Source organism: Lacticaseibacillus daqingensis, from assembly GCF_003946115.1.
Classification (GTDB): Bacteria; Bacillota; Bacilli; order Lactobacillales; family Lactobacillaceae; genus Lacticaseibacillus; species Lacticaseibacillus daqingensis.
In genome coordinates, this window is the sequence record NZ_RHOH01000002.1 from 157,909 (window position 1) to 172,571 (window position 14,663).

Sequence of the window (14,663 nt, forward strand, 5' to 3'; positions counted from 1 at the left end):
CCATGATTGGAGGACGCACATGACCAGTACCGCTTTGATTCTGGAAGGGGGCGCGCTGCGCGGGCAATACACCGCAGGCGTGCTGGACACCTTCATGGCCCATCAGCAGTTGTTTGACCTTGTCGTGGGCGTTTCCGCCGGCGCCTTGTGTGGGACCAACTATGTGTCTCAGCAACCGGGGCGAACGAATCGGATCAACGTGACTTATCGCCATGACAAGAATTACATCTCGGTGCGCCGGGCGCTACACCGCCAGGACATCATCAACCTGGACTACCTGTTCGCACCGCATGGGGCCGAGTGGGAAGAGTTTGATGAGGCGACTTACGAGGCGTCACCGATGCGCTTCGTGATCGCGGCGACCAGTCTACCCTTGGGGCGAGCCATCTACTTTACGGCCCCAAAAGGCGCGGAGCTGGTGGGGGCGCTGAAGGCGTCAAGCGCCATGCCGTTCATCTCAGCGCCGGCGCAAACGACGCATGGGCTGTGTTTAGATGGGGGCATCGTGGACTCGATCCCGTTTCACTATGCACTGGGCGCTGGGGTCGACCGGATCGTGGTAATTCGCACCCGTGAGCGGGCCTACCGCAAGCGGCCGACCAGTTCGGTGTTGGCTCGCGCGTACGCCCGGGCGTTTGAGGCGTATCCTGACTTTGTCCAAGCTGCCATCGCGCGTCCGACGATGTATAATCAGCAGGCAAGCGAGCTAGAAGCGCTGGAGAAGGCGGGGCGTATCTTTGTGATCGCGCCGCAGAATCCGGTCAACGTGAGCCGGCTTGAAAGTGACACAAACAAGCTGCGAGCGCTGTACGAAACCGGCAGAGCCGAGGCCGAAGCGGTGCTGCCGGCGCTACAAGACTACCTCGCTTGAAGCTACCAAAAAGGAGATGCCAGCCGGCATCTCCTTTTTGGTGGCTAAAACCCTGCCTTGATGTAACCCGCCGCGGCGAGCTTCTTGCGCAGTTGCAAGACCGCGGTGTAGGTCGCAAGCAGGTAAACCTGCTGCTCCGGCACGGTTTTGATCGCGTCAATGACATCACCCAGGTCGGGTTTGACGATGAGGGTGTCGGCCGGGACGCCGGCGACTTGCATGCGAAATGCGACGTCTTCGTGGCGCTCACCGCCGACCATGAAGGTCTTGGCCTGTGGGTCAGCCACCAGTTGCTCGAGGTCGCCGTCCCAGATCCAGCTGGTGTCGCGGCCATCGGCGTAGTTCGCGTTGAGCAGCATCGCAAACGCGAAGTCATCCGGCTGGCGCTCGATCATGTGCAGGACCTCATTGAGGCCGACGGGGTTCTTGACCAGGATCAGCGTCACGGTTTTGCCGTTGATCACGATCTGCTCCTGGCGACCAAAGACCTTCTCGTCGTAGCTGAAGGCGGTGGCGATCTGCGCGGGGGTAATGCCGAACTCCGCGCCGACCGCGTAGGCGGCTAGCGCATTATAGATGTTGTAAGTGCCGCCCACTTGCAGCGCGTAGTCGTGTCCATCAATGGCGAAGCTGGCACTGCTTGGCGTCTGGGTGTGCACCGCGGTCACGGCGTTATCGAGCGCGGGCCGCTTGAAGCCGCAGTGCGGGCAAAAGAAGCTCCCGAGGTTGGCGTAGGTGATGCCGCTGTAATGCAAGATGTGTTCACAAACCGGGCAGAGCACGCCATCGGTGTTAGGGGGCGCCACTTGGTCGGTACCCGTGAAATCGCTGAGCGCGAAGCCGTAAGTGCGCTGTGGATTGACCAGCTCACGTGAGGAGAAAATCGGGGCATCCGCGTTTTTGATCACCACGGCCGTCGGGTTCGCCCGCACGCCGGTGAGGATCTTCTCGTAGGTGGTGTAGAACTCGCCGTAGCGGTCCATCTGGTCGCGGAAGATGTTGGTCAAAACGAACGCCTTCGGGTGCAGCGCGGCTGAAACGGCCGCAACATTCGCCTCATCGACTTCCAACACGGCGATGGCCCGCTTTGCGTTGCGCTTAGGCCGGTGCGCCAAGAAGGCGGTGATGATGCCGCGCAGCATGTTGGAGCCAGAGGGGTTAGTCAAGATATCATCGTATTCTTGGGCGAGCACTTTCACCACGAGGTTGGTGGTCAGCGTCTTGCCATTGGTGCCGGTGATGATGATGGTGTCACGGCCGCGGCCGAGCGCCGTCAGCACTTCGGGGTCGATGCGCGCGGCTAGCTTGCCAGGCAGGGCGCTCCCGCCGTTGCGGAAGGTGTGCAGGTACCAGTAAGCGAGGCGGCCGACCGCGATGGCGCAGTGTGCCTTGAGTGAAATTTTCATAAACTTGCGTCCTCTCATAGTGTCCGGTTCATTCTACCATATTTTGCCCCCGTTCGCGGCGGCAATCCCCACCGGCAAATGCGTGAATTGCGGTATACTGAAAGCGAAAATTTCGGTATACTGGAAAGGGTATTTTCAATTCGATTCGAGGGAGTGCTTCGCTTGGCCCAATTATTTTTCCGCTATGGCGCAATGAATTCTGGTAAGTCCATTGAGATTCTGAAGGTCGCCCACAACTACGAGGAGCAGCACAAGCAGGTCATCATCCTGACGAGTGGGCTGGATGACCGCTCGGGTGTTGGCGTGGTTGCTAGCCGCATTGGCATGGAACGCGCCGCGCATCCGATCGCCTCGGATACCGATGTGTTTGCGCTGGTCAGTGCGCTGAATGACGTAGCGGCGTGCGTTTTGATCGACGAGGCCCAGTTCTTGGAGAAGCACCACGTCAACGAGTGCGCGCGCATCGTCGATGAGCTTCATATTCCCGTCATGGCGTTCGGGTTGAAGAACGATTTTCGCAATGAGCTGTTCGAAGGGTCCAAGTACCTGTTGCTGTACGCGGATAAAATCGAAGAGATGAAAACCATCTGCTGGTTCTGCGCCAAAAAGGCGATCATGAACTTGCGGGTGCACGAAGGCCAGCCGGTGTATGCCGGTGAGCAGATTCAAATCGGGGGCAACGAGTCCTACTTCCCGGTTTGTCGACACCACTACTACTTCCCACCGGCAGACTTGCAGGCGTGAGGTTCGGTATAGGAGGAACAATGGATAAGATTTTTGAACAATTAGACGGCCTGTTGGACCGTTACGACGAACTGCAGGAGCTGATGTCTGACCCCGAGGTGTTGCAAGACACCAAGCGGTACCTCGCGCTGTCCAAAGAAGAAGGCAGCGTGCGCGAGGTGGTCGCGGCCTACAAGCGCTATAAGCAGGTGAAAGCAGATATCGCTGAAGCTGACGAGATGCTGCGTGAAAGCCATGATCCGGATATGGAGGAGCTGGCCAAGGAAGACCTCGCCAGCCTGCGTCCGGAGCAAAGCGAACTGGAAGAGCAGATCAAGATCCTGATGCTGCCCAAAGACCCCAATGATGACAAGAACATTATCATGGAAATTCGCGGGGCCGCCGGCGGGGACGAAGCCAGCTTGTTTGCGGCCGACCTGCTGACCATGTACATGAAGTACGCCGAAAAGCAGGGGTGGAACACGGAGATCATCGATGAGAACCCCACGGAAGTTGGCGGCTACAAGGAAGTGTCCGTCCTGATCACCGGCGAGTCCGTGTACTCCAAGCTGAAGTACGAAAACGGCGCCCACCGCGTTCAACGCGTGCCGGCCACCGAATCCGCCGGCCGGGTGCACACCAGTACCGCAACGGTCGGGATCATGCCGGAATACGATGAGGTCGAGCTTGAGATCGACCCCAAGGACATTCGCACGGATGTGTACCGTTCCAGTGGGGCTGGGGGTCAGCACATCAACAAGACCTCCAGTGCCGTCCGCATGACGCACCTGCCGACCGGTATCGTGGTCACCATGCAGGACCAGCGCTCCCAGCAGCAGAACCGGGAAAAGGCGATGCAGATCCTGCGCAGCCGGGTCTACGACTACTACGAAAGTCAAAACGCCTCCGAGTACGCGGAAAAGCGCAAAACAGCCATTGGCTCCGGGGATCGCTCTGAACGGATCCGCACTTATAACTATCCGCAAAACCGGGTGACCGACCACCGCATTGGGCTGACGCTCAACAAGCTCGACCGTATCATGAACGGTGAGCTGGAGGACATTATCGATGCCCTGATCGTTCAGGACCAAACCGCCAAGCTGGAACAAGTCAATGAGTAAGACCTATGCTGAGGCGCTCCGTGGAGCGTCTTCTTTGCTCACTGCGGCCGGGATCGACCCGGACGGCGCGCGCTACGTGTTGGAGATGCGGGGACACTTCACGCCCAGCGGCTTGCGGCTGCACGCTTGTGACGCCATGCCCACCGCGCTGGTCGCCCAGTTCGAGGCAGACGTGGCGCGGCTTTTGGCCAATGAGCCACCGCAGTACATCGTGGGGGTGGCGCCGTTTTTCGGCGTGTTGTTTCAGGTGTCGCCGGCGGTGTTGATCCCGCGCTTTGACACCGAGGAACTGGTTGCGTGGGTGGCCGAAGACCAGACTGACGCCATGACTGGTTTGGATGTCGGCACCGGGAGCGGCGCCATCGGCCTGACGCTCAGCCGCAAGCTTGGCACCGCGATGACGCTGAGCGATGTATCGCCGGCCGCCTTGGCTGTGGCTGAAGCCAACGCCAAGGTCCAGCAGGCCACCGTGCAGTTTGTGCATAGTGACCTTTTTGCCGCCTTGCCGGGGCGCTACGATTTCATTGTGGCGAATCTGCCGTATATCAGTCGCGCGGAAACGGCGGTGATGGATGCGAGTACACTGGCCTTTGAGCCGGCGCTTGCGCTATTTGCTGAGGACGAGGGGCTGGCGGTGTTCAAGCGCTTCATCGCCGCCGCTCCGGCGCACCTGACCCCCGGTGGGGCCATTTACTTAGAATTTGGGTATCACCAGCAGCCGGCGCTGGCCGCGTTGTTTGCGGCGGTGGTGCCACAGGCCACGGCGACGTTCCGCCAAGATATGGCTGGCCACCCGCGAATGGTGCGCCTGCAGTTTGTGTAATCTAAGGAGACAACTCATGGAAACCAAAGTTTTTGATCACAACACAGTGGCCGCGGCCGCTAAGTTGATTCAGGCCGGGGAGGTCGTCGCGTTTCCCACGGAGACCGTGTACGGCCTCGGGGCAGATGCCACCGACCCTAAGGCGGCGCTAAAAGTGTATGCGGCCAAGCACCGGCCGGCGGATAATCCGCTGATCGTGACGGTGGCGGACCCGGCGATGGTCGCACGCTATGCGACTATCACGCCGGCGGCCCAGCAGCTGATGGATGCCTTTTGGCCGGGCCCGTTGACCATCATCTTAGACATTCTGCCAGGGGCGCTTTCAATGGTGGTGACCGGAGGCCTGCAAACGGCAGCGTTTCGGATGCCGGCCAACGCCCTGACCCGTGAGATGATCCGCCTGGCGGACCGGCCGATCGTTGGCCCTTCGGCGAACCTTTCAGGCAAACCGAGCGCGACGCGGCCGGAACACGTGCTGCACGACTTTGATGGGGCGATTGCCGGCATCTTGGATGATGGGCCGACCACGGTGGGGGTGGAATCCACCGTCATCGACATGACGGTGCAACCGCCAGCGATCCTGCGGCCGGGGGAGGTGACGCCGCAGATGCTGGCGCCATACATCGGTGAGGTAGCAACTGACCGCCACAAGGTGGGGGCCAAGGAAACCCCGAAGGCGCCGGGGATGAAGTATAAGCACTACGCGCCAACTGCCCAGGTGGTCGTTGTCGATCATCCGGCAGATTGGCCGGCTGCCATTGCGTGGGCGACGGCGCACCACCAGCCATTCGGGGTGATGGCGACCGACGCAGTGCTGACAACGCTACCTGCGGCGGTCCCGACCTACAGCCTAGGTGCGAACCTGGCCTCGGCGACCCGCAGCCTGTTTGCCGGCCTGCGCTGGTTCGACCTTCATCCGACAGTCACGCTGATTCTCGCCGAGGCGTTTGCCCCGGAAGGGCTTGGTGTCGCTTACATGAACCGCTTATTAAAATCCGCTGGGAACGAACATTTTCAACCTGACGAGGATTGAACGTTCTGATATACTGAGGACAATCGATTAGGAGGGATAGCATGGATTACACGAGTTACGACCCAGAAATCTTCACTGCCATTCAACACGAGGAGATGCGCCAGCAGCACAACGTTGAGCTGATCGCATCCGAAAACATCGTGAGCCCAGCCGTCCGCGCCGCCCAGGGCAGCGTGTTGACCAACAAGTATTCCGAAGGTTACCCCAAGCATCGCTACTACGGCGGTAATGAGTACATCGACGTGATCGAGCAGGCCGCCATCGACCGGGCGAAGGAACTCTTCGGGGCCGAATTTGCGAACGTTCAGCCGCATTCCGGTTCGCAGGCCAACATGGCCGTGTACCGCGCCTTCCTTGAGGATGGCGATAAGGTGCTGGCGATGGACCTGACGGATGGGGGGCACCTGACCCACGGGGCCGCCGTGAACTTTTCCGGCCAGACCTACCACTTCTACCACTACGCTTTGGACCCTGAGACGGGCCGGTTGGATTATGACCAGATCGCCGCGCAGGCGGAAGCCGTGCACCCAAAGCTGATCGTGGCCGGGGCGTCTGCCTACTCGCGCGAGATTGACTTTGCGCGCTTCCGTGAAATCGCGGATCGTGTCGGCGCGTTCTTGATGGTCGACATGGCGCACATCGCGGGCCTTGTGGCCGGTGGGGTGCACATGAGCCCGATCCCTTACGCCGATGTCGTGACGACAACAACGCACAAGACGCTGCGCGGGCCACGTGGGGGAATGATTCTTGCGCGGGCGCAGTACGGTAAGGCGATCAACTCTGCGTTGTTCCCGGGGATCCAGGGCGGCCCGCTGGACCACGTGATCGCGGCCAAAGCGGTGGCATTCGGTGAAGCACTGCGGCCAGAATTCAAGGACTACGCGCAGCAGATCGTGACCAACATGCAGGCAATGTGCGAAGGCTTTGCCGAAGACGCGCACCTCAAGATGATCTCTGGCGGCTCCGATAACCACATGGTGCTGCTGGATGTCACCGGCTACGGGGTGACCGGGCGCGAGGTCCAGGACCTACTGGACACCGTGATGATCACCACGAACAAGAACCAGATTCCTGGGGAACAAAACGGGCCGTTCAAGACTTCCGGTGTTCGGGTCGGCACGGCAACCATCACCACCCGCGGCTTCACCCCGGAAGATTGCAAAGAAGTAGCGCACCTGATCTCGCAAGCGATCCAAAATCGCGATAACCGCGAAGTTTTGGATCAGATTCGCCAATCGGTACTTGCGCTGACCGGGCGTCATCCTTTATCATAGATAAGGTTTTGGGCAGCAATGCCAAAAGCGCCAAGTCCGAAATCGGGCTTGGCGTTTGCCATAAATAAAGGAGGGCCATTTGCACATGGGCAAATTTACGGTTTTGAACCACCCATTGATCCAACACAAGCTGACACTGATCCGCGACAAGAACGCCGGGACCAAGGAGTTTCGCGAAATCGCCAACGAGATTGCGGAGTTGATGGTTTACGAGATCACGCGCGATCTGCCACTTGAAGACGTTGAGATCGAAACCCCGATGGGGAAGACGACACAAAAGCGGCTGGCAGGTAAGAAGCTGGCCGTAGTGCCGATCTTGCGCGCCGGGTTGGGCATGGTGGACGGCGTGTTGCGCCTCATTCCAGCGGCCAAGGTGGGTCATATTGGCATGTACCGCGATGAGCAGACGCTACTGCCGCATGAGTACTTCGTGAAGATGCCGACCGATATCGATCAGCGGGACCTGATTATCGTGGACCCGATGCTCGCCACCGGTGGGAGTGCAAACATGGCGATCGAAGCGCTGAAAAAGCGTGGGGCCAAGTCCATGCGCCTCGTTGTGCTTGTTGCGGCACCAGAAGGCGTTAAGGCCATTCAGGCAGCGCATCCGGACGTGGACATCTACGCGGCATCCCTCGATGACCACCTGACTGACACCGGCTACATCTTCCCTGGGCTGGGCGATGCGGGTGACCGCCTGTTCGGCACCAAGTAAGCCTATCAAACGGCGCCGACCCCACAGTAAAGCGGGGGCCGGCGCTGTTTTGGCTTCAAGGGGCGCGCCGTTCAACACGCCGGAGCCGTGGGTAGTCCAATTGACGGCTACCCATGGATCCGAGCGTGGGCAGGCGACAGGCCTCAAGGCCGTCTGGTAGACTGTGGGCAAGCGCTGGTTCAGTGAGCGCTTGGTCGTGTTTCTACTATTGTATGTTGGGGCCCATTGGCCAATGGCTGTGTCAATAGGCACTTGCGCCAATCTGGCCAGCGTGCTGTGAGTTCGCGGGACGGCTTGCTTGTGCACCGGCGAGTGTGGCATAATCAGGTCAATGCGCCAAGCACGACACCAGGCGGGAGAACCCGTGAAATAATCGATGAAAAAGGCATGAAAGCATTCATGAAAATTTTTTGGTTTGCTTTGTCTTTTACATGGAATGGTGTTAAAGTGATTGGTGTGTTTGACGGATGGATATCCGGAAATCCACATTTTTGAAACAATAACATCCACTGCACGCCGTCAATTCGTCCGTACATAAACGTGGGGCTATTGCTTCGGTTAAGGAGGTGAATTCTGTGAACGAAAGTTATCCCGACTTCGAACTGTTCGGACTGCACTTCAATCCGGCTAACGACCTGGCGATCCTTGTGAGTGCCGTTCTCGTCTTCCTGTTCGTGTTCTGGTTATCGCGTAAGCCGTCTATTCGGCCAAACGGTAAGCAAAACGTGCTGGAGTACCTGATCGACTTCATTAATGGGATCGTAAAGCAGTCGATGCCAGGAGCGGAGGGCAGTCGTTTTGGTTTGTTTGCCTTTACGCTGTTCCTGTTCATTTTTGTGAACAACCAGATCGGCTTGATCTTCCAAGTCGATGTTGGGGGGAAGACTTGGTTCCGATCCGCGACTGCAGATCCGATCATCACCATGAGCTTGGGGATGATGGTCATGGTCCTTTCGCACTTCTTCGGGGTCGTCTTTAACGGCATGAAGGGGTACTTGAAGGGATACGTTTCGCCAGTGCCGATTCTGCTCCCAATCAATATCCTTGAGAACTTTACGAACTTCGTCACGCTGTCGATGCGTCTTTATGGGAACATCTTCGCGGGGGAAGTGCTGTTGCTGCTGATTAAGCAGCTGGCGTTCTCGGGGCATGGCGCCGTTGGGGCTGTGTCGTTCGTTGGGGCCTTTTTGGTCGAAATGATCTGGCAAGGGTTCTCAGTGTTCATTGGTACGATCCAAGCGTATATTTTTGTCACCTTAGCGACGGTTTACACGTCCGAAAAGGTAGTTTCTGAATAATAGGAGGAAAAATCATGCAATACATCGCAGCTGCTATCGCCGCCGCATTTGCCGCGCTCGCCGCTTCCTATGGTAACGGCCAAGTTATCTCTAAGACTCTGGAAGGTATGGCACGCCAGCCAGAAGCTTCCGGCTCACTCCGCTCCACCATGTTCATCGGTGTCGGGATGATCGAAGCGGTGCCGATCATGGCGATCGTTATCGCATTTATGTTGCTGAGCAAGTAAGACAAGAGCGCGACGTGACGCGGGTGATGGCTGGGGCTGGACGCGCCTGACACGCGTCCCACCGGTTTGTGGTGGGGCGTGCGTCAGGATGTGCTAGCACTTGCCATCAGCGTCACGGAGCGCGTTTAGAAGGGAGTCAAACAATTATGACTGCAGGCGATATGCTCTTTACCATCGTCACCTTCGCTGTCTTAATGGTGCTTGTTGCGATTTTCGCCTGGGGCCCGGTCACGAAGATCATGGCCCAGCGGCAAGAAAAGATCGAAGGCGATCTGGACTACGCCGACAATGCCCGCCAAGAGGCCAAAGAATTGGCCGAAAAGCGGCAGGCGGAACTGAAGAATTCTAAGGCTGACGCCGTTAAAATCGTCACCACGGCGAAGGAAAACGGCGAAAAGCAGCGTCAGGAACTCGTGTCAGCGGCCAAGTCTGAAGCGGAAACGTTGAAGGCCAACGCCGCTAAGGATATTGCCCAAGAGCGGCAAGATGCCTTGAACGATGCGAAGAACGATGTTGCGGATCTGTCTTTGGCGATCGCCAAGAAGATCATTGGCAAGGAATTAGACGCCGACACCCAAAAAGAGCTGATCGACAGCTACATCAAGGACTTAGGTGATGCCAATGGCAGTCACTAATCAGATGGTAGCGCCGCGCTATGCCAAGGCCCTCTTCGAAGTGGCCCAAGCCCAAAATGGGCTTGACTTGACGCAGGCGGATTTGACCCAGCTCAATACTGTGATCGACGCAACGCCTGACCTGCTGCCGGCACTGGCGGGCAAGGACCTCGACCAGTCGGCCAAGGAAACGCTGCTTGCGCTATTGAAGCGCGATGCGAGCCCCTTGGTGCAACAGCTGATCGATGTTGTGTTCGTCAACGGTCGCATTGGGGGCCTGGTGGCGATCATCGAGGCATTCACGAAGCGGTACGAAGAAACCGCGGGAATTGTGAACGCCACGGTGACCACCGCCGTCCCGCTGGATGACCAGCAGGCGCAGGCAATGCAACAAGCGATTGCGCAACGGTTTGACGGAAGTGCGGTGCGGTTGACCCAAGTGGTCGACCCGAGCATTATCGGTGGCGTAAAAGTCGTGTCTGATGATCGGATCATCGACGGCACGGTGGCCACGCGCCTTGTCAAACTGCAAAAGCAGTTGCTCACCAACTAAGCAAAAGAGGTGAACCGGATGAGCATCAAGACTGAGGAAATCAGTTCTCTGATCAAAAAACAACTTGAAAATTATCAAGACGACCTGAACGTGGCTGAAGTTGGGACCGTGACCTATGTTGGGGACGGGATCGCCCGGGCAACCGGCCTTCAAAACGCGATGGCCAGTGAATTACTGGAATTCGCCAACGGCTCATACGGGATGGCCCAAAACCTTGAAAGTGATGATGTCGGAATCATCATCCTCGGGGATTTTGACGACATTCGCGAAGGCGACCAGGTGAAGCGAACCGGTCGGATCATGGACGTGCCGGTCGGTGAGGCGCTGATCGGCCGCGTTGTGAACGCACTGGGGCAACCCGTTGATGGTCAAGGGCCGATCAACACCACAAAGACTCGGCCGATCGAAGTGAAGGCACCAGGCGTCATGCAGCGCCAGTCCGTTACGGAACCGCTGCAAACCGGGCTCAAGGCGATCGATGCCTTGGTGCCGATCGGGCGTGGGCAGCGTGAGCTGATCATCGGCGACCGGAAAACCGGGAAAACGTCGATCGCGATCGACACCATCATCAACCAAAAAGACCAGAACATGATCTGTATCTACGTTGCCATCGGCCAGAAGGACTCCACGGTCCGCACTCAGGTCGAAACGCTGCGCAAGTACGGGGCCATGGACTACACCATCGTCTTGACGGCGGGCCCGTCTGAGCCTGCGCCAATGCTTTACATCGCGCCTTATGCCGGCGCGGCAATGGGTGAGGAATTCATGTACAACGGCAAGCACGTCTTGATCATCTATGATGACCTGACCAAGCAAGCCACCGCGTACCGTGAATTGTCTCTGTTGCTGCGGCGGGCGCCAGGCCGTGAAGCCTACCCTGGGGACGTGTTCTACACGCACTCCCGGTTGCTCGAACGGGCCGCAAAGCTCTCCGACAAACTGGGGGGCGGCTCGATGACGGCGCTACCGGTCATCGAAACCCAAGCGGGGGATATCTCCGCGTACATCCCAACCAACGTGATTTCCATTACGGATGGTCAGATTTTCCTGCAAAGCGACCTGTTCTACTCTGGGACGCGCCCTGCGATCGATGCCGGGCTTTCCGTTTCCCGAGTCGGGGGCGATGCGCAGATCAAGGCGATGAAGAAAGTCGCCGGGACCTTGCGGCTTGACCTCGCCTCCTTCCGTGAACTGGAAGCCTTCACACAGTTCGGTTCTGACTTGGATGCGGCAACGCAAGCGAAGCTGAACCGTGGCCGCCGCACTGTTGAAGTGCTGAAGCAACCCGTTCACAAGCCGTTGCCGGTCGATAAGCAGGTCCTGATCCTGTACGCCCTGACCCACGGGTTCTTGGACGCAGTCGGCATCGACGATATCGCCCGGTTCCAAGACGAGCTGTTCGCGTATGCGGACTCCAACGGGGCTGACCTGTTGAACCAGATCAAGGACACCGGCAAATTGCCAGAGACTGATAAGCTTGATGAACTCGTAAAGGGTTTTGTCGACGGGTTCTCTAGCAGCACCGACAAATAAGGAGGTGCCGCATGGCTGAATCATTAATGGACATCAAGCGCCAGATCGCGTCGACCAAGAAGACGGGGCAGATCACTCAGGCCATGCAGATGGTTTCTGGGGCCAAGTTGAGCCAGATCGAAAAGCGCGCCGGAGCGTACCAAGTGTACGCAACCAAGGTGCGCGAAATCGTCACGCACTTGGCGGCTGCCCAGTTACTTGAAATCGAGCGCCAGCAAACCGAGGCCCTGGCCGGGACGGACGTGTCCGCCGAACGGCTCCAGGTGGCCAACCTGTTGCAGGAGCGCCCGGTCAAGAAGACGGGTTATTTGGTCATTACCAGTGACCGCGGGTTGGTGGGGGCCTACAACTCCACCATCTTGAAGGCCATGATGCAGATGTTTGACGACGACCATAAGCACAAGGAAGACTTTGTGATCATGGCGGTCGGCGGCACCGGCGCGGACTTTTTCAAGAGTCGCGGGATGAACCTGGCTTACGAGTACCGCGGGGTTTCCGATATTCCGACCTTCGATGAAGTGCGGGAGATCGTGCGGACCGCGGTCACGATGTTTGATAACGGTGTATTTGATGAGCTTTACGTGTGCTACAACCACCACGTGAACTCACTGACTTCCGCCTTTCGGGCGGAGAAAATGCTGCCGATCACAGACCTTGATGTCTCTGAGGTGGCGGACACCAATATCGAATACCTGACGGAGCCTGATCCGGATGCCGTGCTTGAAGCCATCTTGCCGCAGTACGCGGAAAGCTTGATCTTCGGGGCCATCATGGACGCTAAGACGGCGGAGCACGCCGCTTCGACCACGGCAATGAAGAGTGCAACTGATAACGCTAACGATCTGATCTCGCGCCTGTCTGTGACCTATAACCGGGCCCGGCAGGCCCAGATCACGACCGAAATCACGGAAATCGTGGGCGGCGCGACGGCACTCGAATAACGACCGCTGCCAGTGATGGCAACGGCGAATCAACAGGGAGGACGATTTCATTGAGTAATTTAGGTAAAATCGTGCAAGTGATCGGCCCTGTTGTCGACGTCGAATTTCCAATCAACGAAAACTTACCTCAGATCAACAACGCCCTGACTGTCGCCAAAGATGACGGCAAGCAGCTGGTGTTGGAAGTCGCACTCGAACTGGGTGACGGCGTGATGCGGACTATCGCGATGGATGGGACCGATGGGTTGGTGCGCGGCATGGCCGTCACCGATACCGGCGGCGCCATCTCCGTGCCGGTCGGCAAAGATACTTTAGGGCGAGTTTTCAACGTGTTGGGCGAGACGATCGACGGCGGTCCAGAATTTGGGCCTGACCACGAACGCGATGGCATCCACAAAGATGCCCCAGCCTTTGAAGACCTGAACACAAGCTCTGAGATCCTGGAAACCGGGATCAAGGTCATCGACCTGCTTGAACCTTACCTGCGTGGGGGGAAAGTTGGGTTGTTCGGGGGTGCCGGGGTCGGCAAAACCGTTTTGATCCAAGAGCTGATTCACAACATCGCTGAAGAGCACGGCGGGATCTCCGTCTTCACCGGGGTCGGCGAACGCACTCGGGAAGGGAACGACCTTTACTTCGAAATGAAGGAAAGCGGCGTTTTGGAGAACACGGCCATGGTCTTTGGGCAGATGAACGAGCCGCCTGGTGCCCGGATGCGCGTTGCCCTGACCGGGTTGACGATCGCGGAATACTTCCGTGATGTGCAGGGCCAAGACGTGCTGCTGTTTATCGATAACATCTTCCGCTTCACGCAAGCGGGGTCCGAAGTGTCCGCCTTGCTGGGCCGCATTCCGTCCGCCGTTGGGTATCAGCCAACGCTGGCGACCGAAATGGGTCAGCTGCAGGAGCGGATCACCTCGACCAAGAAGGGCTCTGTCACGTCGATCCAGGCCATCTATGTGCCTGCCGATGACTACACGGACCCGGCGCCTGCCACAACGTTTGCCCACTTGGATGCCACCACGAACCTGGAACGGCGCCTGACTGAGCAAGGGATCTACCCGGCCGTTGACCCATTGGAGTCATCCTCCAGTGCGTTGACTCCGGATATCGTGGGCGAGGAACACTACAAGGTCGCCACGCGCGTCCAGCAAGTGCTCCAACGCTACAAGGAACTGCAAGACATTATCTCCATCTTAGGGATGGACGAACTGTCTGATGACGAGAAGATCACGGTTGCCCGTGCGCGGCGCATCCAGTTCTTCCTGTCCCAGTCCTTCAACGTGGCCGAACGATTCACTGGCTTGCCAGGGACTTATGTGCCGGTTGAAGAATCCGTTAAGGGCTTCAAGATGATCCTTGATGGGAAAATGGACGGCTACCCTGAAGAAGCCTTCCGGCTGGTCGGCCGCATCGAAGACGTGGTTGAAAAGGCAAAGACGCTGGGTTATGACCCAGCCCAATCTGCCGATGAAGACGACGTGCAAGCGGCGGCAAACTAAGGAGGGGATGCTTCTTGGCTGAACAACCG

Annotated in this window: 15 protein-coding genes; 14 read left to right on the forward strand and 1 reads right to left on the reverse strand. The window is 58.1% G+C overall.

What is annotated here, in order from left to right:
* Positions 1-19: 19 nt before the first annotated feature.
* Complete coding sequence (locus EKM88_RS02915; protein ID WP_125702939.1) at positions 20-871, forward strand: patatin-like phospholipase family protein; 852 nt, start codon at positions 20-22, stop codon at positions 869-871.
* A gap of 44 nt (positions 872-915) precedes the next feature.
* Here the strand turns inward: EKM88_RS02915 and EKM88_RS02920 are convergent, their stop codons facing one another.
* On the reverse strand, positions 916-2,277 hold the full coding sequence (locus EKM88_RS02920) for a Mur ligase family protein (RefSeq protein ID WP_164511981.1): 1,362 nt from the start codon (positions 2,275-2,277) through the stop codon (positions 916-918).
* Between the two features lie 162 nt (positions 2,278-2,439).
* Between EKM88_RS02920 and EKM88_RS02925 the strand changes: the two genes are divergently transcribed.
* The 13 genes from EKM88_RS02925 to atpD all read left to right on the forward strand — a co-directional run bounded on the left by EKM88_RS02925 (position 2,440) and on the right by atpD (position 14,634).
* Positions 2,440-3,021 carry a thymidine kinase gene (locus tag EKM88_RS02925; RefSeq protein ID WP_125702940.1) on the forward strand — a complete coding sequence of 194 codons (582 nt, stop codon included), beginning with the start codon at positions 2,440-2,442 and terminating at the stop codon, positions 3,019-3,021.
* A gap of 20 nt (positions 3,022-3,041) precedes the next feature.
* Positions 3,042-4,121: a peptide chain release factor 1 gene (gene prfA, locus EKM88_RS02930; RefSeq protein WP_125702943.1), complete on the forward strand. Its 1,080-nt coding sequence runs from the start codon at positions 3,042-3,044 to the stop codon at positions 4,119-4,121.
* Positions 4,114-4,944 (forward strand): peptide chain release factor N(5)-glutamine methyltransferase, encoded by an 831-nt coding sequence (gene prmC / locus EKM88_RS02935; protein WP_125702945.1) that lies wholly within the window; start codon positions 4,114-4,116, stop codon positions 4,942-4,944. Before prfA ends, prmC begins: the two co-directional genes overlap by 8 nt.
* Before the next feature lie 16 nt (positions 4,945-4,960).
* Complete coding sequence (locus tag EKM88_RS02940) at positions 4,961-5,977, forward strand: L-threonylcarbamoyladenylate synthase (protein WP_125702948.1); 1,017 nt, start codon at positions 4,961-4,963, stop codon at positions 5,975-5,977.
* Positions 5,978-6,018: 41 nt separating this feature from the next.
* Entirely contained in the window at positions 6,019-7,251 is a 1,233-nt protein-coding gene (gene glyA / locus EKM88_RS02945; protein ID WP_125702950.1) for a serine hydroxymethyltransferase, read from the forward strand.
* An 85-nt stretch (positions 7,252-7,336) separates the two neighbouring features.
* Complete coding sequence (upp, locus tag EKM88_RS02950; protein WP_125702952.1) at positions 7,337-7,966, forward strand: uracil phosphoribosyltransferase; 630 nt, start codon at positions 7,337-7,339, stop codon at positions 7,964-7,966.
* A 575-nt stretch (positions 7,967-8,541) separates the two neighbouring features.
* Positions 8,542-9,264, forward strand: coding sequence for a F0F1 ATP synthase subunit A (atpB, locus tag EKM88_RS02955; protein WP_125702954.1), 723 nt, complete (start codon positions 8,542-8,544; stop codon positions 9,262-9,264).
* A 14-nt stretch (positions 9,265-9,278) separates the two neighbouring features.
* Positions 9,279-9,491, forward strand: a complete 213-nt coding sequence (gene atpE / locus EKM88_RS02960) for a F0F1 ATP synthase subunit C (RefSeq protein WP_125702956.1) — start codon at positions 9,279-9,281, stop codon at positions 9,489-9,491.
* A 146-nt stretch (positions 9,492-9,637) separates the two neighbouring features.
* The gene (atpF, locus tag EKM88_RS02965; RefSeq protein WP_125702958.1) at positions 9,638-10,126 is read left to right on the forward strand and encodes a F0F1 ATP synthase subunit B; all 489 of its coding nucleotides are present in this window, start codon (positions 9,638-9,640) and stop codon (positions 10,124-10,126) included.
* A complete protein-coding gene (atpH, locus tag EKM88_RS02970) occupies positions 10,113-10,658 on the forward strand; it encodes an ATP synthase F1 subunit delta (RefSeq protein WP_164511982.1) in 546 nt (181 codons plus the stop codon). The genes atpF and atpH overlap by 14 nt, the downstream gene beginning before the upstream one ends.
* An 18-nt stretch (positions 10,659-10,676) precedes the next feature.
* Complete coding sequence (gene atpA, locus EKM88_RS02975) at positions 10,677-12,191, forward strand: F0F1 ATP synthase subunit alpha (protein WP_125702962.1); 1,515 nt, start codon at positions 10,677-10,679, stop codon at positions 12,189-12,191.
* Positions 12,192-12,202: 11 nt separating this feature from the next.
* On the forward strand, positions 12,203-13,132 hold the full coding sequence (locus EKM88_RS02980; protein ID WP_125702964.1) for a F0F1 ATP synthase subunit gamma: 930 nt from the start codon (positions 12,203-12,205) through the stop codon (positions 13,130-13,132).
* A 50-nt stretch (positions 13,133-13,182) separates the two neighbouring features.
* Positions 13,183-14,634, forward strand: a complete 1,452-nt coding sequence (gene atpD / locus EKM88_RS02985; protein ID WP_125702965.1) for a F0F1 ATP synthase subunit beta — start codon at positions 13,183-13,185, stop codon at positions 14,632-14,634.
* The last annotated feature ends 29 nt before the right edge of the window (positions 14,635-14,663 follow it).